This window comes from Streptomyces sp. NPDC002734 (assembly GCF_040295685.1).
GTDB lineage: Bacteria > Actinomycetota > Actinomycetes > Streptomycetales > Streptomycetaceae > Streptomyces.
Genome location: NZ_JBEOVU010000011.1, coordinates 138143 through 158697 on the forward strand (window position 1 = coordinate 138143; position 20555 = coordinate 158697).

Below are 20555 nucleotides of genomic sequence, written 5' to 3' on the forward strand. Positions count from 1 at the left end.
CCGGGCCGGTCGCTCAGGGCATGAACCGCGGCGGCCACGGGAACTGCCCGTGCGGCGGAAGGTAGGGCCCTCCGCCGGGCCACGGCGCGGGCCTCCCCGGCGGCCGGCCGTCGACGGGGACGCCGTCGGAGGAGGCGGACTCCCCCGGCTGCGGCCCGTGCCCGGGTGACGGCAGCATCGCCTCGCCGGGTGCGGGCCCGGCGTCCGGGCCGCCCGCCCCCTCGACGCCGTGCCCCTCGCCGCCCTCCCCGCCCTCGACGGAACCGCCCTCGGAGGAACCGTCCTCGAAGGCCCCCTCCTGCTCCGGGTCGTCCCCGGGCTCGAACGCCCCTTCCTCCGACGGCTCGCCCGACGGCGAGGCCGAGGCGCCGTCGCTCGGCACGGCGTACGGCAGCTTCAGGTTGCCGCTGCCGGTGCGCACCTGGAGGTCGAACGCGGTCGCCTTGCGTCCCTTCATCGCGTCCTTGACGAACGCCGCCCACACCTCGGCCGGCGCGCCGCCGCCGTTGATCCGTCCGAGGCCCATCGCCCCGTACAGCGGCTTGTGCGCGGCCGTCTTCGGGTCCTGGCCCATCACCGATACCACCGCGGCCAGTTCGGGCGTGTACCCGGCGAACCAGGCCGCCGTGTCCTCCTCGGCCGTGCCGGTCTTGCCGGCCGCCGGCCGCCCCGCCGCCAGCGCCGCCGTGGCGGTGCCGCCGGACACCACGCCCCGCAGCACCGACGTCGTGGTGTCCGCCGCGACCCGGCTGACCGCCTGCGAGCTGTCGCGCTCCGGCACCGAGAGCGTCTGCGACCCGTTGCGGGTGATCTTCTCGATCAGCGTGTACGGCCGGTGCCGCCCGTGGTCCGCGAGGGTCGCGTATGCCTGCGTCATGTCCAGCACGCTCGCGGTGGCCGTGCCCAGCGCCATCGACGGGGAGGCGATCAGGTCGGGGGTGCGCTCCGGGAGCCCCAGCCGCACCGCCGTCCGGTGCACCCGGTCGGGGCCCACGTCCACCGCCATCTGGGCGTACACCGCGTTCACCGACTTGTCGGTGGCCTCGCTGACGGTGATCTCGCCGTAGTCCTTCCCGTCCTCGTTCTCCGGCGTGTACCGGGCCCCCGGCCAGCCCTCGACCGCCCGCTTGCTGGTGCCGTCGTACATGGTCTGCGGGGTGATGGGCCGTCCGTCGTGGGTCTGCGCCTGGTGCTCGAGGGCGGCGGCCAGCACGAACGGCTTGAACGTCGAACCCACCTGGAAGTCCCGGCGGGTGGCGTTGTTGGTGTACTGCTTCAGGTAGTCGGTGCCGCCGTACATGGCGACCACCTTGCCCGTGCGCGGTTCGATCGCCGCGGCCCCGGCCCGCACGTTCTTGTCGGCGTCCCGGGCCTTCGGCTCCAGGTTGTCCAGGACCTCCTCCTCGACCGCCTCCACCAGGGCGTCCTGGGCCGGCTTGCGCAGCGTGGTCCAGATCCGGTAGCCGCCGCCGTCGAGCGCGGCCTCGTCGAGGATGCCCCGCTCAGCCAGGTACGCCTTCACGGCGTTGACGACGTAGCCGCGCTGGCCCGACAGGGCGGTGTTGATCCGGTTGGGGCGCGGGGCGGGGAACTCCAGGGAGGCGCGCTGCTGCTGCGTCAGCCAGCCCTCCTTGACCATGCCGTCCAGCACGTACCGCCAGCGCACCAGGGCCTTCTTCCGGTTCTCCGGGTAGGCGTCGACGTCGTAGGCGTTCGGGGAGTTGAGCAGCGCGGCCAGGTAGGCGCCCTGGGCCGCGTTCAGCTCCGATGCGTCGATGCCGTAGTAGGCCTGGGCGGCGGCCTGGATGCCGTAGGTGTTGCGGCCGAAGTAGCTGGTGTTCAGGTAGCCCTCGAGGATGTCGTCCTTCCGCTTCTCCCGGTCCAGCTTGATCGCGATGAAGAACTCCTTGGCCTTGCGGGTGAGCGTCTGCTCCTGGCCCAGGTAGTAGTTCTTGACGTACTGCTGGGTGATGGTGGAACCGGACTGCCGGCCCTTGCCGGTGACGGTGTTCCAGGCGCCGCGGACCATCGCCTGCGGATCCACCCCGGAGCCGTCGTAGAAGTCGCGGTCCTCGGCGGCGAGCACGGCGTGCTGCGCGGCCGACGACACCTGCGACAGCCGGACGCTCTCCCGGTTGACGTCGCCGTCGCGGGCCAGCCGCGAGCCGTCCGCGTACAGGAAGACGTTGCTCTGCATGGTGGCCAGGGCGTTCGCGCGGGGGATCTTGACCAGGTGGTAGCCGACGGCCAGGGCGCCCGCGCAGAGCAGAATGACGGTGACCATGCCGAGGAGGGTGAAGCGCCAGGTGGGGAGCGCGCGGCGCCAGCCCTTGCGGCCGGAGGCGGCGGGCCCCGGGGCGGCGTCACCACTCCCGCCCGCCGCGCCCCCTTCGCCTCCCGAGGGGGCGGCGGACGCTGCCGGATGCCGCCAGCCCTGCACCGGCTTTTTCCTGCGGTCGTTCTTCATCGCGTGCTCCGGCTCCGTTCCTCCGCGTTCCGCCGATACACCATGTGCTCACTATGTACCGGTATGACCGATGCGCGCCCGCAGTAGTGGGCTGTGTCGGTGCGACGGCGTCACCCCGTCCCGCACGCTCTCGCCGGGACGGCGTTACCGGCGGCGTCCCGAACTCGTATGCTGCGCGGCATGGCCGACGCGTCGAACGAGCGGGACGAGCGGGTGGAGCGGGACGAGGCAGCACGGGGCGGGCGCCGGGAGGTGCCGCTGCCCGAACTGCGGGCGGGGGACGCCGACCGGGAGAGGGTCGCCGAGCGGCTCCGCGACGCCCTCGCCGAGGGCCGGCTCGACATGGACGAGTTCCAGGAGCGTCTGGACATCGTGTACGCGGCGAAGACCTACGGGGAGCTGGAGCCGGTCACCCGGGACCTGCCCGCGCCCGACGGACCGGCCGTCTCCATGGTGAAGCGGCCCGCCCGGGCCTCCGGGGCGGAGATGGACTGGTCGTCGCGGATCACCGGCGGCCGGGGTTCCTCCGACCGAGGGATCGCCGTGATGGCCGGCTTCCAGCGGGTGGGCCACTGGGTCGCGCCACGACGGTTCGACGCGGTGGCCGTGATGGGCGGCGGCGTCATCGACCTGCGCGAGGCGTACTTCGCGGGGCACGAGATCGTCATCAACTGCGTCGCCCTGATGGGCGGGGTGGAGATCATCGTCCCGCCGGGCGTCGAGGTCGTGATGCGCGGCACCGGCTTCATGGGCGGCTTCGACCACGACGCCCGGGGCGACGACGGCTCCTACTCCCCCGACGCGCCCCGCGTCGTCGTCACCGGCTTCGCCTTCTGGGGCGGCGTGGGCGTCCGCACCAAGCGCCCCAAGGGCGCAAGGAAGCGCCAGCTCCCCCCGTCCTGACACCACGTGCCCCCTGCGGTGCGCCCCGGCCGCAGGGGGAGTCCCGAATGCCGTCGCCGACGACAGCGGACACCCACGGACACGGAGACGGACACGGGCACGGACGCGCCGCAGCCGTGCCGCGAGAGGATCCGCGGCACGGCTGCGTGAGGGAGGGGGAGCCCTGCGGGAGGGAGGAAGCGGGATCAGGGAGCAGGCGTGGGCGACTTGACGGCGGAAAGAGGCGTGGCGATGTCCTCCAGACTCCGCCGCTCCGCCTTCACCGCGAGGAACACCGCGACGAGCCCCGCCGCACACATCAGCCCCGCACCGATCTGGAAGGCCAGCACCGTCTCCCCGATCACCCCGGACTCCGTGAGGTCCGCGAAGATCAGCGGACCGGCGATACCGCCCGCCGCCGTACCCACCGCGTAGAAGAAGGCGATCGCCATCGCCCGCGTCTCCATCGGGAAGATCTCCGACACCGTCAGGTACGCGCTGCTCGCGCCCGCCGAGGCGAAGAACAGCACCACGCACCAGCACGCCGTCAGCGTCGTCGCCGTCAGCACCTCCTTGCTGAACAGCCACGCCGTGACGAACAGCAGCAGGCCCGACAGGATGTACGTCGACGAGATCATGATCCGGCGGCCGACCGTGTCGAACAGCTTGCCGAGCAGCAGCGGGCCCATGAAGTTGCCGGCCGCGATCACCGCGAAGTAGTAACCGGTGTGACCCACCTGCACGTCGAAGAACTTGGTGAGGATCGCGCCGAAACCGAAGGTGATCGCGTTGTAGAGGAACGCCTGTCCGATGAACAGGGCCAGGCCCAGCACCGTGCGCCGCGGGTACTTCGTGAACACCGTCTTCGCGATCAGACCGAAGCCGATGGACTTGCGCTGGTGGATGGTGATCTCACCGGCCGGCGGCGGAAGCTTGCGGCCCTTCTCCTCCTCCACCTGCCGCTCGACGTCGGTGACGAGTTTCTCCGCCTCCTCGCCATGGCCGTGGATGAACTGCCACCGTGGACTCTCCGGAACGTTTCGCCGCACCAGCAGGATCACCAGGCCCAGGACCACACCGAGCGCGAAGGTGAGCCGCCAGCCGACGTTGGCCGCGAAGATGTCGGTGTCCAGCATCACGATGGACAGCAGCGCGCCGCCGATGGCGCCGAGCCAGTAGCTGCCGTTGATGATCAGGTCGACCCGGCCCCGGTACTCCGACGGGATCAGTTCGTCGATGGCGGAGTTGATCGCCGCGTACTCGCCGCCGATGCCGAAACCGGTCAGGAAGCGGAAGAGGAAGAACCACCACACGTCGAACGAGACAGCCGTCAGGGCGGTCGCCGCCAGATACACCGCGAGCGTCGTGATGAAGAGCTTCTTACGGCCGAACCGGTCGGTCAGCCAGCCGAAGAACAACGCGCCGGCACACGCACCGGCCACGTACAGCGCTGCCGCCATTCCGGTGACCTGGGCCGAACTGATGGGCAGTCCACTGCCCTCCTCGGCCAGCCGGCCGGCGATGTTGCCGACCGTCGTCACCTCCAGGCCGTCCAGGATCCACACCGTGCCGAGGCCGATGACGATCATCCAGTGCCAGCGGGACCACGGCAGCCGGTCCAGTCTCGCCGGAACGGCCGTCGTGACGGTGCCTGTCTCCTCCGGGATCTCCGAAGGCTCGGGTGTCGCGGAAACTGCCATCGCGTGGTCTCCCTCTCCGTCGAGCGAGCGGCGGTCCCACTCCCTGTTGCCCCGCCCGTTACGGCTATGCCCCCAGCATGCGCGAAACCGTGTGGATCAGCAGCCCGGCCAACGAGCCGACGACCGTGCCGTTGATGCGGATGAACTGAAGATCCCGGCCGATGTGCGCCTCGATCTTCCGCGTCGTGTGCCGCGCGTCCCAGCCGGCCACCGTGTCCGTGATCAACGCGGTGATCTCACTCCGATAGGTGGTGACCACATAGGTCACCGCGCCCTCCACCCAGTGGTCGACCTTCTCCTGCAGCCGCCGGTCCGCCTTCATCCGCGCGCCCAGCGACAGCAGAGCCGCCCGCACCCGCAGCCGCAGCCGGCTCTGCTCGTCCTCCGACGCCTCCACCATCATCCGGCGCACCGCCGACCAGGCCGAGGCGATCAGGTCCTGCACCTCGTCACGGCCCAGCACCTCCGACTTCAGCCGCTCCACCCGCGCCCGCGTCCCGGTGTCCGACTGCAGGTCGGAGGCGAAATCGGCGAGGAACCGGTCCAGCGCGTCACGCGCCGGATGCGTCGGCATGTCCCGCATCTCGGTCACGAACCGCAGCAGCTCCTTGAAGACCCGCTCACCGACCTTCCGGTCCACGAACCGCGGCGTCCACCCCGGCGCACCGCCCTGCACCGCGTTCATCACCGCGTCGCTGTGCAGCTCCAGCCAGTCGTGCGCCCTGGCCACCACCAGGTCCACCGTCCGCCGGTGCCCCTGGTCCGCGACCACCCGCTCCAGCGTCTTGCCCAGCACCGGCGCCACCTCGGCGGCCTCCGCCCGCCGGGTGATCGCCTCCCCCACCACGTCCTGCACGTCACGGTCCTTCAGCACCGTCAGCGCACCGCGCAGCGCCGTCGCCAGTTCGGCCGTCACCCGGTCGGCGTGCTCCGGCTCCGCCAGCCACGTCCCCAGCCGGTTGCCGATCCCCACCGCGCGCAGCCTGGTCCGCACCACCTCCGCGGACAGGAAGTTCTCCCCCACGAACTCACCCAGGGACTCCCCGAGCTGGTCCTTCTTGGTCGGGATGATCGCGGTGTGCGGAATGGGCAGCCCCAGCGGATGCCGGAACAACGCCGTCACCGCGAACCAGTCCGCCAGCGCGCCCACCATGCCCGCCTCGGCCGCCGCCGCGACATAACCCGCCCAGGCCCCCGCACCCTGGTGCTCCAGCCAGGTGAACAGCGCGTAGATCACCGCCACCAGCAGCAACAGCCCGGTGGCCAGCGCCTTCATCCGACGGACACCCCGCTGACGCTCCTCGTCGGCGAGGGTGAAACCATCTATGGGGCGTGCGGCCGAACGGGGGACGCCGCGCTTGCCGCCCTCCGGCGGCCGGGCATGCTCGCCCTGCCCCGGCCCCGCGTCTCCACCCCCGCCGCCACCGCTCCCGTCGCCACCGACGCCGACGACGCCGGTGTCGGCGGTGTCGGCGGTCCCGGCAGTGTCGGCGGTACCGGCGGTGTCACCGGTGTCAGCGGGGTACCCGCCGTTCTCGTCCTTCTGTCCCATTCGTCGCCCGTCCACCTGTATCGCATGCCCCGTCAGGAAAGAAACGTCCCTTCTGACCGACTCCGGGAACGGAACAAACGTTCCCGACGTCCTGTTCACGAGGACGCGCGGAAAGCCGCCGGGGATGACCCGCACCGCCCGCCGTCCCGACCGTTCCGTCGTTCCACAGCCCGAGGAGTCGTGCCCCGCATGACCAGGCGTCACGCTTGCGCCCTGCTGGCGGCCTTCACCGCCCTGATAATCGCCGTCAGCACCGGCATATACCTCGCGGCACGCGAGGCGAGTCCCCGCACCGAGGCACGCGACACCAGCCTCCCCTCCGGCCGCACCCCCCACAAACCGGCCGCCCCCGCCTCCACCGGCGCCTGGGTCGGCAGCTGGGCCGCCGTACCCTCCGGCGCCGAACCCCGCACCGAACTCACCGGACTCGCCGGACGCTCCATCCGCAACGTCATCCACACCAGCGCCGGCGGTACCGCCGCCCGGGTGACCCTCTCCAACCACTACGGACAGCAGCCCCTGCACATCACCTCCGCCTCGGTCGCCGTCGCCGCCGACGACGACACCCCCGAAGCACTCCCCGGGACGCTGCGCCCGCTGACCTTCTCCGGCGCCCGCGCCGTCACCGTCCCGCCCGGCGGCCAGGTCGTCAGCGACGCCGTCGCCCTGCGCGTGCCCGCCGCCGCCGACCTGCTCGTCACCACCTACTCCCCCACCCCCGCCGGCCCGGTCACCTACCACCGGCACGCCCGCCAGACCTCCTACCTGGCCACCGGCGACCACGCCCTCGACCCGAAGGGCCTCGCCTACACCGACCGCTCCCCGTTCTGGCGGTACGTCACCGCCCTCGACGTCCTCAACAAGGACGCCCGGGGCACCATCGTGGTCATCGGCGACTCCCTCACCGACGGCGTCACCTCCACCCCCGACGCCGACCGCCGCTGGACCGACGTGCTGGCCGGCCGCCTCGGCGACCGCTACGGCGTCGCCAACGCCGGCCTCAGCGGCAACCAGCTCCTCACCGACGGCGTCGGCCGCCCCGCCGACAGCCCCAGCGGCCTCAACCGCTTCCAGCGCGACGCCCTCTCCCGCCCCAACACCAAGGCGATCGTCGTCGTCCTCGGCATCAACGACATCCTCCGCGACCCCGACGGCACCCCCGACCCCGCCGCCATCACCCAGGGCCTGCGCACCCTGGTCTCCCGCGCGCACGCCCGGGGCATCCCGGTCGTCGGGGCCACGCTGATGCCGTTCGAGGGCCACCTGGGCTACGACGGGGTCCGCGAGACGGCCCGTCAGGCCGTCAACACCGAGATCCGCGCCGGCGGCGTCTTCGACGCGGTCGTCGACTTCGACAAGGCCCTGCGCGACCCCTACGCCCCGCGCCGCCTCGCCGGGCAGTACGACTGCGGCGACCACCTCCACCTCAACGACGCCGGCTACCGCCGCATGGCCCAGACCTTCGACCTCACCGCCCTCGAGACCAACGGCACGGCGAGCCTGTGACCGTCGCTCCGCGACACGCCGGTGTTCGCCCATCGGACGTAACCGTCCGATAACCGGTTCGTTGATCCGTGCGAGCCGTGCGAACGCGCGCGCGGCCGGAACGGAGGAGACGGCCATGCCGACGGCCAGGATCAGCGACGAGGCCCTGCGGGAGGCGGCGGGCGCGTCGCGGACGCTGACGGAAACGCTGGAACGACTGGGGGTGGACCCGCGGGGCGGCAGCCGGGATTACCTGCGCGTCCGCCTGCGGCGGCTCGGCGTCACCTCGCACTTCGAGCGCGAGGTGAAGTGGAGCAGGGAGGTCCTGCAGGCCGCCGTGTCCGCCTCGCAGACCATGGCGGAGGTCCTGCGGCACCTCGGGCTCGATCCGGTGGGCGGAAACCACACGCACATCAGCCGCCGCCTGAGCGTGTACGGCATCGACACCTCGCACCTCGACAGGTCATCGCGCCGAGGTCCACGCGTGCCTGGGCAGCGCCACCCGGACTGGCCGCTGGTACGACAGGAACCGGGGACTGCACGGCGGCTGAAGAACGAGCAACTGCGCAAGGCCATGCACGCCATCGGGGTGCCTGAGCGCTGCTCCGACTGCGGGAACCCCGGCGAATGGCTGGGGGAACCGTTGAAGCTGGAAGTCGATCACGTCAACGGTGACTGGCGCGACAATCGCCTGTCCAACCTTCGCTTCCTCTGCCCCAACTGCCATGCGGCAACCGACACCTACCGGGGTCGCGCAAAGGGCAGGGGAAGGACGTCCGCATCATGACGACCGGAAGCCCGTACACACGGTTCGGCTGACCGAAGCCGCCGCACGGTGTGCCAGCGTGGAGGAAGTCATCGCCTTCCTCGGTGCCCGGCCCTACGCGAATCTCGGCCGTTACCTCAAGAAGCGCTTCGCATTCTTCGGTATCGACATCTCACACTTCACAGATTCCCGGGACTCCATGCGCCCCGGCGTCGCAGCACTGACAGCTGCGGTGGCCGGGGCAGTCTCCGTCGCGGATGTGCTGCGCCGTCTCGGCCTGCGCGACTCCACCACCACACGCCGGCGGCTCCGCACCTGGCTCCAGGAGGCCGAGCTGTCCACCGCGCACTTCCTGGGGCAGGCCCATCAGCGAGGCAAGCAGGGCACTCGACGGCCGGCTGAGGACATTCTGGTGGTGCACAACAACGCGTACCGGACGAAGACTCGCCTGTTGCGTCGGGCCCTCGCGGAGATCGGCGTGCCCGAGAGATGCGCCCGGTGCGGCACCGGGTCCGCATGGGATGGCAAGCCCATGACCCTGGAGATCGACCACATCAACGGCGACCGGCGCGACGACCGCCGGGAGAATCTGCGCCTTCTGTGCCCGAACTGTCATGCCCTGACCCCTACATGGTGCAGGGGCTTCCGATGGCGAGCGGCCTGATCCACGCGCAACGGAACGCAGTAGAGTGTCTGTCGCTGCGGGCCCGTACCCCAGCTGGCAAGAGGGCGCCGGTTTAGGTCCGGTGTGTCGTGGGTTCGAGTCCCACCGGGCCCACTGCTCGAGAGGGCGTCGCAAAGGCGACGCCCTCTCGCACGTTCCGGTTCAGCCCAGCAGCTCCCGGACCACCGGGACGAGCTCCCGGAACGCCTTCCCCCGGTGGCTGATCGCGTTCTTCTCCGCCGCCGTCAGCTCCGCGCAGGTACGGGTCTCGCCCAGGGGCTGGAGGATCGGGTCGTAGCCGAAGCCGTGGGAGCCCGCCGGGGCGAGGCGGAGGGTGCCCTCGAGGCGGCCCTCGACGACGCGTTCCGTGCCGTCCGGGAGAGCGAGCGCGGCGGCGCAGGCGAAGTGCGCCCCCCGGTGCTCCTCGGCGATGTCGGAGAGCTGGGCCAGCAGCAGCTCCAGGTTCGCGAGGTCGTCGCCGTGGCGGCCGGCCCACCGGGCGGAGAAGATGCCGGGCGCGCCGTTCAGGACGTCGACGCAGAGGCCGGAGTCGTCGGCGACGGCGGGCAGGCCGGTGGCCCGGGCCAGGGCGTGGGCCTTGAGGAGCGCGTTCTCGGCGAAGGTGACGCCGGTTTCCTTGACGTCGGGGACCTCGGGGAACTCCTCGGCGCCGACGAGTTCGTGGGCGAGGCCCGCCTCGGCGAGGATGGCGCGGAGTTCGGTGATCTTCCCGGCGTTGCGGGTGGCGAGGACGATGCGGGTCATGGGGTCCAGTATCCCGCCGGCCGTCGGGGCCACGGTCGCGGGGCGGATAGGCTCGGGCACATGTCTCGTATCGACGGCCGTACCCCCGACCAGCTCCGCCCGGTGACCATCGAGCGGGGGTGGAGCAAGCACGCGGAGGGCTCCGTCCTCGTCTCCTTCGGCGACACGAAGGTGTTCTGCACCGCCTCGGTGAACGAGGGCGTGCCGCGCTGGCGCAAGGGCAGCGGCGAGGGCTGGGTCACCGCCGAGTACTCGATGCTGCCGCGTTCGACGAACACGCGCGGGGACCGTGAGTCGGTACGTGGGCGCATCGGCGGGCGGACGCACGAGATCAGCCGGCTGATCGGCCGTTCGCTGCGCGCGGTGATCGACTACAAGGCGCTGGGCGAGAACACGATCGTGCTGGACTGCGACGTGCTGCAGGCCGACGGTGGGACGCGTACCGCGGCGATCACGGGTGCGTACGTGGCGCTGGCGGACGCGGTGTCGTGGGCTCAGGGCAAGAAGCTGGTGAAGGCGGGGCGGCAGCCGCTGACCGGGACGGTGTCGGCGGTGTCGGTGGGCATCGTGGGCGGGGTGCCGCTGCTGGACCTCTGTTACGAGGAGGACGTGCGCGCCGAGACGGACATGAACGTGGTGTGCACCGGGGACGGTCGTTTCGTCGAGGTGCAGGGCACCGCGGAGGCGGAGCCGTTCGCCCGTGAGGAGCTGAACGCGTTGCTGGACCTGGCGGTGGCCGGGTGCGGTGACCTGGCGACGGCGCAGCGGGTGGCGCTGGAGGCCACGCTGTAGGCGTGTCGCCGGCCCTGTCACCCTGCGGGGTGAGGGGGGAACTTCGGTCGGCCGTCGCGCGTCCTTCCTGTCGGGGACGTACGGCGGCCGTCGTGCGCTCCGGCCCCCTACGACAGGAGGACCGGTTTCCATGTCTGCTCCGGCGGCGCGTGCCGCGAGGAAGAGTCGTGCCGCGAAGAGGGTTCCGGCGGTGGTGGCCGTGGTGGCGGCTGCCGCGTTGCTGACGACGGGTTGCGACGCGTTGTCCACGGCTGTGGACTGCGCGCGGACGGCGGCGGCCATATCCGACAGTGTGGCCGAGCTTCAGCAGGCGGTGGAGACGGCGGGCAACGATCCGACGCAGTTGGAGGAGTCGCTGACGGCGATCGACCAGAACCTGGGTGAGCTGGACGATTCGACGGGTGACGCGGACGTCGCGAAGGCGGTGGACGATCTTCAGGCGGGTGTCGGCCAGGTCCGCAGGTCGGTGGAGGCGGGGGATGCCACGCCGGACATCTCTCCGATCACGGACGCGTCCCGGGAGCTGGCGAAGGTCTGTTCTCCCTGACGCTCGACTGACCTCCGGCGGACGCTCGGCTGACGTCCGGCCCGGCCGGTGATCCTCTGCCGGGTGGTTCAGATGTCGTAGACCGCTCCGGCGCGGGCGAGTTCGACCGGGCCCGGGTAGGCGGCGACGGCTGAGTCGAGGTTGGTCTGGGGGTCGGTCCAGGGCGCGATGTGGGTGAGGACGAGCCTGCGGGCTCCGGCGCGGGCGGCGACCTCGCCGGCCTGGGTGCCGTTGAGGTGCAGGTCGGGGATCTGGTCCCGGTCGGCGTCGAAGGCGGCCTCGCAGAGGAAGAGGTCGGTGTCGCGGGCGAGTTCCTCGAGTGCGGGGAGGGGTCCGGTGTCGCCGGAGTAGGTGAGGGACCTGCCGTCGTGCTCGATGCGGATGCCGTAGGCCTCGACGGGGTGGGCCATCAGCTCGGTGTGGACGGTGAAGGGGCCGATCTCGAAGGTGCCGGGCTTGACGGTGTGGAAGTCGAAGACCTCGCTCATCGAGCTGGCCGAGGGGGTGTCGGCGTGTGCGGTGGTGAGGTGGTGTTCGGTGCCTTCGGGTCCGAAGACCGGGATGGGTTCGCAGCGGCCGCCGTCGGGCCGGTAGTACCGGACGACGAAGTAGGCGCACATGTCGATGCAGTGGTCGGCGTGCAGGTGGCTGAGGAAGATCGCGTCCAGGTCGTACAGGCCGATGTGTCGCTGCAGCTCGCCGAGGGCGCCGTTGCCCATGTCGAGGAGCAGCCGGAAGCCGTCGGCCTCGACGAGGTAGCTCGAGCAGGCCGATTCCGTGGAGGGGAACGACCCCGAGCAGCCGACGACGGTGAGCTTCATGGAGCGGGAACCTCCGTTGGCGGGCGGTGGGACGGCGGCGGTGGGACGACGGGGCTCGTGCGGTCCGTCGAGACTAAGCCGCCGGGGCGTCCGTGGCTCCTCGCGGAGGCTCCGTTGTGGGGGAACTCACCTGCCTTGTCACCGGTTCGGCTGGTCGTGGGGCACATGGGGCGCGTGGGGGCGCACGACGGCGGCCGGCGCCCCTCGGGAGGGGTGCCGGCCGCCGTGTGACAGGTGTGTCGCGTGTGCTCCGGTGGGCCCGTGGCCGGGCCCGCGGAGGGGTCCGCGGAGGGGTCCGCGGATCAGGCCCAGAGCTGGCCGTGGAGGGCGGCGATGGCTTCTTCGCTGGTGGCGGCGGTGTAGACGCCGGTCGACAGGTACTTCCAGCCGCCGTCGGCGACGACGAAGGCGATGTCGGCGTCCTCGCCCGCCTGGAGGGCCTTCTTGCCGACGCCGATGGCGGCGTGCAGGGCGGCTCCGGTGGAGACGCCGGCGAAGATGCCTTCGAACTGGAGCAGCTCGCGGGTGCGCACGACGGCGTCCTCGGAGCCGACCGAGTAGCGGGTGGTGAGCACGGAGGCGTCGTAGAGCTCGGGGACGAAGCCCTCGTCGAGGTTGCGCAGGCCGTAGACCAGGTCGTCGTAGCGCGGCTCGGCGGCGACGATCTTGACGTCGGGCTTGTGTTCGCGCAGGTAGCGGCCGACGCCCATGAGGGTGCCGGTGGTGCCGAGGCCGGCGACGAAGTGGGTGATCGACGGCAGGTCGTCGAGGATCTCCGGGCCGGTGGTGGCGTAGTGGGCGCCGGCGTTGTCCGGGTTGCCGTACTGGTAGAGCATCACCCAGTCGGGGTGTGCGGCGGCGAGTTCCTTGGCCTTGCGGACGGCGGTGTTGGAGCCGCCGGCGGCGGGGCTGGGGATGATCTCGGCGCCCCACATGCCGAGCAGGTCGCGGCGTTCCTGGGAGGTGTTCTCCGGCATGACGCACACCATGCGGTAGCCCTTGAGCTTGGCCGCCATGGCGAGCGAGATGCCGGTGTTGCCGGAGGTGGGCTCCAGGATGGTGCATCCGGGGGTGAGGCGTCCGTCCTTCTCGGCCTGTTCGATCATGTGGAGCGCGGGGCGGTCCTTGATCGAGCCGGTGGGGTTGCGGTCCTCGAGCTTCGCCCAGATGCGGACGTTCTCGGACGGGGAGAGCCGCGGCAGGCGCACCAGAGGGGTGTTGCCCACCGCGGCGATCGGGGAGTCGTAACGCATGTCTGGGCCGGCCCGGCCGCTCAGACCATTCCGCCGGCCACGGCCGGGAGGATGGTGACGTTGTCGCCGTCGTTGAGCTTGGTGTCGATGCCGTCGAGGAAGCGGACGTCCTCGTCGTTGAGGTAGACGTTGACGAAGCGGCGCAGCTGCTCGCCGTCGACGATGCGGGCCCGGATGCCGGGGTGGCGGGACTCGAGGTCCGTGATGAGGGTGCCGAGGGTGTCGCCGGTGCCCTCGACGGCCTTCTGCCCGTCGGTGTACTGGCGGAGGATGGTGGGGATGCGGACCTCGATGGCCATGTCAGGGCTCCTGTCGGTGGTGGTGCGGGTGGCTGTGCTGCGGGTGGCTGTCGGGGGCGGCGGCCCGTGGCTGGTCGGGCGGCGCCCCGGGCCGGGGGCCTTCCTGGCCGCCCCGGGGACGGCCGCGCGCGATCAGCGCGGACAGAGGGCGCTGTTGAGGCGGCACAGGTCGACGTGCAGCCGCGCCACGAGCAGGGTGCCCGGCGTCTTCTCGCTCACGTCGTGGAAAACCATGCGGTCATCGTATCGATTCCCGAAGGCCGGGCCGACAGCGCGTCTCGCTCTGCGGTCGATCCGGCCAGTATGCGGACATCCCGCCATGGTGGGGACGAATCCGCAGGTCAGGCGGCCGGGTAGGCGTCGACGACCTGGACGGGCTCTTCGGTGACTTCGCCGTCGACGATGCGGTAGGAGCGGAACTGGAAGTCGCCGAGGCCGTCGGCGTCGGCCGTGGAGACCAGCACGTAGTGGGCGCCGGGCTCGTTGGCGTAGGAGATGTCGGTGCGCGAGGGGTAGGCCTCGGTGGCGGTGTGGGAGTGGTAGATGACGACCGGTTCCTCGTCGCGGTCGTCCATCTCCCGATAGAGCTTCAGCAGGTCCTGGCTGTCGAACTCGTAGAAGGTGGGTGAGCGGGCGGCGTTGAGCATGGGGATGAACCGCTCCGGCCGGCCGGAGCCCACCGGGCCGGCGACGACGCCGCACGCCTCGTCGGGGTGGTCCGTGCGGGCGTGCTCGACGATCTGGTCCACGAGGGCCTGGGTGATGGTCAGCATGGCGGCAGGATATGTCGTGGCGGGCCGCCGCATTCACGGACCGGCCCCGCCTCTCGCGTGGCGAGACGGCGGGGCCGGTATGCGGGACCGGGTGTGTCCGGGCCGGTGGGGCGGCTGCGCCGTCCCGGTGATGCGGAGGGTCAGCCGACCTTGTCGAGCAGCGGCTCGTCGCGGCGGGTGATCTCGGGGTTGCGGGCCTTGAGGACCTGCCAGCCGATGCCGAGGGCGACGGCCCAGCCGCCCATCACGTAGAGGCAGATCCGGGAGTCCGCGTTGAGCGCGATCATCACGGTCACCATCAGCAGGAAGGCGATGGCGATCCAGCTGCAGACCGCTCCGCCCGGGGCGGGGAAGGAGGAGGCGGGCACGCGGCCGGCGGCGACGGCGCGGCGGTAGAGGACGTGGCTGACGCAGATCATCAGCCAGGTCCAGATGCCGGCCGCGGTGGCGACGGAGGTGACGTAGCCGAAGGCCTTCTCCGGGACGATGTAGTTCAGGACCACGCCGATGCCCATGAGGATCGCGGAGACGGTGATGCCGACGGCCGGGGTCTTGGTGGAGGACAGCTTGTTGAAGACCTGGGGGGCCTCGCCGTTGTCCGCCAGGGTGCGCAGCATGCGGCCGGTGGAGTACATGCCGGAGTTGCAGGAGGACAGGGCGGCGGTCAGCACGACGAAGTTGACGATGGCCGCGCCGGCCGGGATGCCGATCTTGGCGAAGGCGGCGACGAACGGGCTGACGTCGGGCGCGAACTCGGTCCACTTGACCACGCAGAGGATGACGGTCAGGGCGCCCACGTAGAAGAGGGCGATGCGCCAGGGCAGGGTGTTGATCGCCTTGGGCAGCGTCTTCTCGGGGTTCTCCGACTCACCGGCGGTGACGCCGACGAGCTCGACGGCCAGGTAGGCGAACATGACGCCCTGCAGGGTCATCAGCGAGGAGCCGATGCCGTTGGGGAAGAAGCCGTCGAACTCCCACAGGTTGGAGACCTGGGCGGTGTCGCCGGCGGCGCTGAAGCCGAAGGTCAGCACGCCGAGACCGATCACGATCATGCCGATGATGGCGGTGACCTTGACCATGGAGAACCAGAACTCGATCTCGCCGAAGAGCTTGACGGAGATCAGGTTGGCGCCGAAGAGGACGACCAGGAAGACCAGGGCCGAGACCCACTGCGGGATGTCGGGGAACCAGTAGTGGATGTAGATGGCGGCGGCCGTGAGCTCGGCCATGCCGGTGACCACCCACATCAGCCAGTACGTCCAGCCGGTGAAGTAGCCGGCGAACGGGCCGACGAACTCACGGGAGTACTCGGCGAAGGAGCCGGAGACGGGGCGGTAGAGCAGCAGCTCACCGAGGGCCCGCATGATGAAGAAGATGATCACGCCGGCGAGGGCGTACATCAGGATCAGGGAGGGGCCGGCCTTGGCGATGTTCGCCCCGGCTCCCAGGAACAGGCCGACGCCGATGGCGCCGCCGATGGCGATCATCTGGACCTGACGGCTGCCGAGCCCTCGCTCGTACCCCTCCTCGGGGGCGTCGCCGCGCACGGCCTCACTGCTGTCGTTCGTCTTCGCGACCTGCGGAGAGGTCATGTTGGTGCGCCTTTCTCCAAGAAACCGGCCCGTCGCGCGTCGTCTTCGACGTGTTGGGCGGGCCGGGCAGTACGTGCCCCGAGGGGGCGTGGGGGGAGTTTTTTTCCTGCCTGCCGACGGTCGGTCGGCCTGGTGGCGCCGTTCCCGGAGGGCGTGGGTGTGGCCCGCGGGAACGAGAAAGTTGGCTCAAAGGTACGGAGAAGCAGACCGCCGCGCTGTGGGCAACTCCACAACGCGGCGGTGAAATATTCCGAATTTGACCGATTTGCCGTGTCCGGAAATCGGATTTTGCTGTCCGTTTACTGAACGTGGGGCAACGGCCGAAGTTCGTCCTTACGCGATCCTTACGGCATCCCTACGCACTGTCCGCCCCGCGTCACCGCGGGCACACCGCGGGCACACCCCGGGCCCACCGGACTCACTGCGGCATCAGCGTCTCGACGAGGCTCTCCTGGAGGCCACCGAGCCACAGGTAGGCCATCACGAGCGGCTTGCGCTCGTCGGTGTCGGGGAGGCGGTAGAGGATCTCGCTGTCCTCCTCGTCGGTGATGTCCAGACGCGAGGCGATGGCGAGACGGATGTCGTTGAGCGTCTTCAGCCACTGGACGGACCGCTCGGGGGTCAGCTCGAGGCGGCCTCCGCCCTCGCCCTCGCCCTCACCGTCGCCGGCGCCCATCGTCAGCTCGTCGAGGGAGCGGATCACCGCCAGGGCGTCCTCGCGCTTGCCGGCCCGCAGGTCGTTCTCGGTGTAGCGGCGGAACTCCGAGGAGTACGCCTTCGCCTCCTCGGCCTGCTCGGCGGTGTCCGGGAACCTGGCCGGGTCGGTGTAGGCGTCCGGGAAGAGGCGGCGCAGCACCGGGTCGGTGGGCGGCTCGCTGGGGCCGTCGGCGAAGAGTTCGGCGAGCGGGTCGGCGGAGGCGTCCTCGGCGGGGCCGGGGCCGATGAGCTCCAGGAGCTGGGCGGCCAGCGACCGGATGATCGAGATCTCGACGTCGTCGAGTGCGACGGCCGCGCCGCCGCCGGGAAGCGGTTCGAAGGTTCCGGGCATGGGGTGGCAGTTCTTTTCGGCTCGGCGGGCGGTCGGTCCGGTCGCGCGCGGCAGGTGACTACCGGCGGTCCTGCTGGAGGGTGGCCCACAGACCGTAGCCGTGCATGGCCTGCACGTCGCGCTCCATCTCCTCGCGGGAGCCGCTGGAGACCACCGCCCGGCCCTTGTGGTGGACGTCCATCATCAGCTTGGTGGCCTTGTCCTTCGAGTAGCCGAAGTACGTCTGGAAGACGTAGGTCACGTAGCTCATCAGGTTGACCGGGTCGTTGTGGACGATCGTGACCCAGGGGACGTCCGGCTCGGGCACGGCGAAGGTCTCCTCCGCCGACTCGGTGCGTTCGGTTTCCATGGGTGCGGGAGCGGGTGACGTCACAACAACCATGCTGCCACCCCGGGTGGGTACCCGCACGGACCGGGTCCCGGGGCGGCGCGAGGCGTCGCCGGACACTAATCGTCAAATTGACGAGATGGGGGTAGCATCGCTTCCATGAACACCGCGGAGCTCGGGCTGCCGGTCGACGTGCCGTCGACGGCTCTCTTCACCGACCACTACGAACTGACCATGCTGCAGGCCGCCCTGAAGAGCGGGACGGCCGAGCGGCGTTCCGTCTTCGAGGTCTTCACCCGCCGCCTGCCCTCGGGCCGCCGCTACGGCGTGGTCTGCGGCACCGGCCGGGTGCTGGACGCCGTGCGCAACTTCCGCTTCGACGAGGCGCAGCTGGGCTTCCTGCGGGAGCGCCGGGTGGTCGACGACGCGACGCTGGACTGGCTGGCGGACTACCGCTTCACGGGCGACATCTGGGGCTACCCGGAGGGCGAGGTCTACTTCCCCGGCTCGCCGATCCTGCGGGTGGAGGGCAGCTTCGCGGAGTGCGTGCTGCTGGAGACGGTGATCCTGTCGATCCTCAACCACGACTCCGCGATCGCCGCGGCGGCGTCCCGGATGGCGGCGGCGGCCGGTGACCGGCCGCTGATGGAGATGGGCGCGCGCCGTACGCACGAGCTGGCGGCGGTCGCCGCCTCGCGGGCGGCGTACGTCGGTGGTTTCTCCTCCACCTCGGACCTGGCGGCCGGCTTCCGCTACGACATCCCCACCATCGGCACCAGCGCGCACGCCTTCACGCTGGTCCACGACTCGGAGCGGGACGCGTTCACCGCGCAGGTGGACTCGCTGGGGCGCGGCACGACGCTGCTGGTGGACACCTACGACGTCGCCGAGGCGGTCGCGCTGGCGGTGGAGGTGGCGGGTCCGGAGCTGGGCGCGGTGCGGATCGACTCCGGTGACCTGCTGCTGGTGGCGCATCGGGTGCGGCAGCAGCTGGACACGCTGGGCGCGCGGGAGACCCGGATCGTGGTGACCTCCGACCTGGACGAGTACGCCATCGCCTCGCTGGCCGCGGCGCCGGTGGACGCGTACGGGGTGGGCACGCAGCTGGTGACCGGGTCGGGGCACCCGACGGCGTCGATGGTCTACAAGCTGGTGGCCCGTGCGGTCTCGGCGGACGCGGACGCGCCGCTGGAGCCGGTGGCGAAGCGTTCCGGCGGCGGCAAGCAGACGCTGGGCGGCCGCAAGTGGGCCGCGCGCCGCTACGACGCGTACGGGGTGGCGGAGGCGGAGGTGATCGGCACCGGGGAGGTTCCCGAGGAGCTGGCCGGCTCGCAGCTGCTGGTGGAGCTGGTGCGCGGGGGTGAGGTCGTGGGGCGGGAGCCGCTGGAGGCCGCGCGTGAGCGGCACGCGGCGGCGCGGGCCTCGCTGCCGATGTCCGCGACCCAGCTGTCGCGGGGGGAACCCGTCATTCCGACGGAGTACGCGGTCTGACGACGTGCGGCGGTGGCGGCGGAGGGGTATGCAGCAGCCGTCGGTGCGTGAAGCTTTGTCGTTGTCTTCATACGAGGGTCGAGAGGTTGGTACGGGGCGATGCGTCGAGCGTTGATCGTGGTGGACGTGCAGAACGACTTCTGCGAGGGCGGCAGCCTCGCGGTCTCCGGCGGGGCGGACGTCGCCGCGGCGATCACGGAGCTGATCGGTCAGGCGGGTCAGGCGGGGGCGTACCAGCACGTGGTGGCCACGCGTGACCACCACGTCGCGCCGGGCGGGCATTTCGCGGACGACCCGGATTTCGTGAACTCCTGGCCGGCGCACTGCGTGGCGGGGACCGAGGGTGTCGGGTTCCACCCGAACTTCACGCCGGCGGTCACCTCGGGGGCGGTGGACGCGGTCTTCGACAAGGGCGCCTACGCGGCCGCGTACAGCGGGTTCGAGGGGGCCGACGAGAACGGTGTGGGGCTCGCGGAGTGGCTGCGGGAGCGGGACGTCGAGGAGGTCGACGTCGTCGGCATCGCCACCGACCACTGCGTGCGGGCGACGGCGCTGGACGCGGTGAAGGCGGGGCTGCGCACCCGGGTGCTGCTGCCGCTGACGGCGGGCGTCGCCCGCACCACCACCGACCGCGCCCTGGAGGAGCTCCGGCTGGCCGGTGTGGACCTGACGGGCGAGCCGGTCGTCGCGGGCGGCTGACGCCCTCAGGGGCAGGAGCCCGGCAGAGGGCGGGGCCGAGGGCAGGGGGCAGGGGCCCCGGGCCCCGGGCGGGAGCCCCAGGCCAAGGGCGGGGGCCCCAGGCCGAGGCCGGGGGCGGGGACCCCGGGCCGAGGGCCCGGGGGCCCGGGGGCGGCGAGCCTGAGGAGGCCGGCCCGGGGGGTCAGGCCCAGGCGGCAGGGCGGCCGACGAGGGTGCGGATGGGGTGCCAGGGGTGGTACTGCGCGCCGCGGGGGGCCGGGGCCTCGCGCCATATGAGCCCGTCGGGGTGGTGCAGGACCGCGGTGACCTCGTCGGGGGTGGGGGGCGCGACGTTGCCCCGCAGGTACACCGCCCGCAGTCCCAGGTTGCGCAGCCGGGTGAGCGCCCGCGCCCGGTTCCGCGCGTGCACCAGTACCCGTACCCGGTCCCGGCCGCGCCCGCGGCCCCCCGGCTCGTCGGGCCGGGGCAGCGTGAGGGCGACCACCACACTGCCGCTCGGCAGCCGGACGAATCCTGAGGACATGACGATGCCTCCCGTCGACTTCGAAAATTTCGATGGGAGGCATCTGAACACGTCCGGCGGCGCCCCCGCCAGGGGAACGCCGCCGAACGCTGTCTGACCTGCGGTGAT

21 protein-coding genes and 1 tRNA gene are annotated in these 20555 nt (G+C 71.3%); 9 read left to right on the top strand and 13 right to left on the bottom strand.

What is annotated here, in order from left to right; all coding sequences use genetic code 11:
* Nucleotides 1-13: 13 nt before the first annotated feature.
* Nucleotides 14-2467 (bottom strand): transglycosylase domain-containing protein, encoded by a 2454-nt coding sequence (locus tag ABT026_RS12690; RefSeq protein WP_351114215.1) that lies wholly within the window; start codon nucleotides 2465-2467, stop codon nucleotides 14-16.
* A gap of 252 nt (nucleotides 2468-2719) precedes the next feature.
* Here ABT026_RS12690 and ABT026_RS12695 point away from each other — a divergent pair, with 252 nt between their 5' ends.
* The gene (locus ABT026_RS12695; RefSeq protein ID WP_351114283.1) at nucleotides 2720-3370 is read left to right on the top strand and encodes a DUF1707 SHOCT-like domain-containing protein; all 651 of its coding nucleotides are present in this window, start codon (nucleotides 2720-2722) and stop codon (nucleotides 3368-3370) included.
* A 185-nt stretch (nucleotides 3371-3555) separates the two neighbouring features.
* Here the strand turns inward: ABT026_RS12695 and ABT026_RS12700 are convergent, their stop codons facing one another.
* Entirely contained in the window at nucleotides 3556-5049 is a 1494-nt protein-coding gene (locus ABT026_RS12700) for an MFS transporter (protein WP_351114216.1), read from the bottom strand.
* Between the two features lie 64 nt (nucleotides 5050-5113).
* A complete protein-coding gene (locus ABT026_RS12705; RefSeq protein ID WP_351114217.1) occupies nucleotides 5114-6601 on the bottom strand; it encodes a DUF445 domain-containing protein in 1488 nt (495 codons plus the stop codon).
* Between the two features lie 189 nt (nucleotides 6602-6790).
* Between ABT026_RS12705 and ABT026_RS12710 the strand changes: the two genes are divergently transcribed.
* The 4 genes from ABT026_RS12710 (at nucleotide 6791) to ABT026_RS12725 (ending at nucleotide 9630) form a co-directional block, all read left to right on the top strand.
* On the top strand, nucleotides 6791-8107 hold the full coding sequence (locus tag ABT026_RS12710; RefSeq protein ID WP_351114218.1) for an SGNH/GDSL hydrolase family protein: 1317 nt from the start codon (nucleotides 6791-6793) through the stop codon (nucleotides 8105-8107).
* Nucleotides 8108-8222: 115 nt separating this feature from the next.
* Complete coding sequence (locus tag ABT026_RS12715; protein WP_351114220.1) at nucleotides 8223-8873, top strand: HNH endonuclease signature motif containing protein; 651 nt, start codon at nucleotides 8223-8225, stop codon at nucleotides 8871-8873.
* A gap of 58 nt (nucleotides 8874-8931) precedes the next feature.
* On the top strand, nucleotides 8932-9516 hold the full coding sequence (locus tag ABT026_RS12720) for an HNH endonuclease (RefSeq protein WP_351114221.1): 585 nt from the start codon (nucleotides 8932-8934) through the stop codon (nucleotides 9514-9516).
* Nucleotides 9517-9555: 39 nt separating this feature from the next.
* Nucleotides 9556-9630, top strand: a tRNA-Leu gene (locus ABT026_RS12725).
* Nucleotides 9631-9678: 48 nt separating this feature from the next.
* On the opposite strand, the gene rdgB is transcribed toward ABT026_RS12725, so the two are convergent.
* Nucleotides 9679-10281, bottom strand: coding sequence for an RdgB/HAM1 family non-canonical purine NTP pyrophosphatase (gene rdgB / locus ABT026_RS12730; protein ID WP_351114222.1), 603 nt, complete (start codon nucleotides 10279-10281; stop codon nucleotides 9679-9681).
* A gap of 60 nt (nucleotides 10282-10341) precedes the next feature.
* Between rdgB and rph the strand changes: the two genes are divergently transcribed.
* On the top strand, nucleotides 10342-11073 hold the full coding sequence (rph, locus tag ABT026_RS12735; protein ID WP_351114223.1) for a ribonuclease PH: 732 nt from the start codon (nucleotides 10342-10344) through the stop codon (nucleotides 11071-11073).
* Nucleotides 11074-11203: 130 nt separating this feature from the next.
* Complete coding sequence (locus tag ABT026_RS12740; protein ID WP_351114224.1) at nucleotides 11204-11620, top strand: hypothetical protein; 417 nt, start codon at nucleotides 11204-11206, stop codon at nucleotides 11618-11620.
* A gap of 68 nt (nucleotides 11621-11688) precedes the next feature.
* Here ABT026_RS12740 and ABT026_RS12745 read toward each other — a convergent pair whose 3' ends face one another.
* The 8 genes from ABT026_RS12745 to clpS form a co-directional block, all read right to left on the bottom strand.
* A complete protein-coding gene (locus ABT026_RS12745) occupies nucleotides 11689-12441 on the bottom strand; it encodes an MBL fold metallo-hydrolase (RefSeq protein WP_351114225.1) in 753 nt (250 codons plus the stop codon).
* A 302-nt stretch (nucleotides 12442-12743) separates the two neighbouring features.
* Nucleotides 12744-13694: a PLP-dependent cysteine synthase family protein gene (locus tag ABT026_RS12750; protein ID WP_351114227.1), complete on the bottom strand. Its 951-nt coding sequence runs from the start codon at nucleotides 13692-13694 to the stop codon at nucleotides 12744-12746.
* A 20-nt stretch (nucleotides 13695-13714) separates the two neighbouring features.
* The gene (locus tag ABT026_RS12755) at nucleotides 13715-13993 is read right to left on the bottom strand and encodes a MoaD/ThiS family protein (protein WP_351114229.1); all 279 of its coding nucleotides are present in this window, start codon (nucleotides 13991-13993) and stop codon (nucleotides 13715-13717) included.
* Between the two features lie 132 nt (nucleotides 13994-14125).
* The gene (locus tag ABT026_RS12760; protein ID WP_351114230.1) at nucleotides 14126-14227 is read right to left on the bottom strand and encodes a putative leader peptide; all 102 of its coding nucleotides are present in this window, start codon (nucleotides 14225-14227) and stop codon (nucleotides 14126-14128) included.
* A 107-nt stretch (nucleotides 14228-14334) separates the two neighbouring features.
* Nucleotides 14335-14766: a M67 family metallopeptidase gene (locus ABT026_RS12765; RefSeq protein WP_351114231.1), complete on the bottom strand. Its 432-nt coding sequence runs from the start codon at nucleotides 14764-14766 to the stop codon at nucleotides 14335-14337.
* A gap of 140 nt (nucleotides 14767-14906) precedes the next feature.
* Nucleotides 14907-16358 (bottom strand): amino acid permease, encoded by a 1452-nt coding sequence (locus ABT026_RS12770; protein ID WP_351114232.1) that lies wholly within the window; start codon nucleotides 16356-16358, stop codon nucleotides 14907-14909.
* 418 nt (nucleotides 16359-16776) lie between these two features.
* Nucleotides 16777-17406, bottom strand: coding sequence for a DUF2017 domain-containing protein (locus tag ABT026_RS12775; protein ID WP_351114233.1), 630 nt, complete (start codon nucleotides 17404-17406; stop codon nucleotides 16777-16779).
* Nucleotides 17407-17464: 58 nt separating this feature from the next.
* Entirely contained in the window at nucleotides 17465-17788 is a 324-nt protein-coding gene (clpS, locus tag ABT026_RS12780) for an ATP-dependent Clp protease adapter ClpS (protein WP_351114234.1), read from the bottom strand.
* Nucleotides 17789-17893: 105 nt separating this feature from the next.
* On the opposite strand from clpS, the gene ABT026_RS12785 reads away from it, so the two are divergent.
* Both ABT026_RS12785 and ABT026_RS12790 read left to right on the top strand, forming a co-directional pair.
* The gene (locus ABT026_RS12785) at nucleotides 17894-19225 is read left to right on the top strand and encodes a nicotinate phosphoribosyltransferase (protein WP_351114235.1); all 1332 of its coding nucleotides are present in this window, start codon (nucleotides 17894-17896) and stop codon (nucleotides 19223-19225) included.
* A 99-nt stretch (nucleotides 19226-19324) separates the two neighbouring features.
* Nucleotides 19325-19924: an isochorismatase family protein gene (locus ABT026_RS12790; protein WP_351114237.1), complete on the top strand. Its 600-nt coding sequence runs from the start codon at nucleotides 19325-19327 to the stop codon at nucleotides 19922-19924.
* Nucleotides 19925-20105: 181 nt separating this feature from the next.
* On the opposite strand, the gene ABT026_RS12795 is transcribed toward ABT026_RS12790, so the two are convergent.
* On the bottom strand, nucleotides 20106-20447 hold the full coding sequence (locus ABT026_RS12795) for a hypothetical protein (RefSeq protein WP_351114238.1): 342 nt from the start codon (nucleotides 20445-20447) through the stop codon (nucleotides 20106-20108).
* Between the last annotated feature and the right edge of the window lie 108 nt (nucleotides 20448-20555).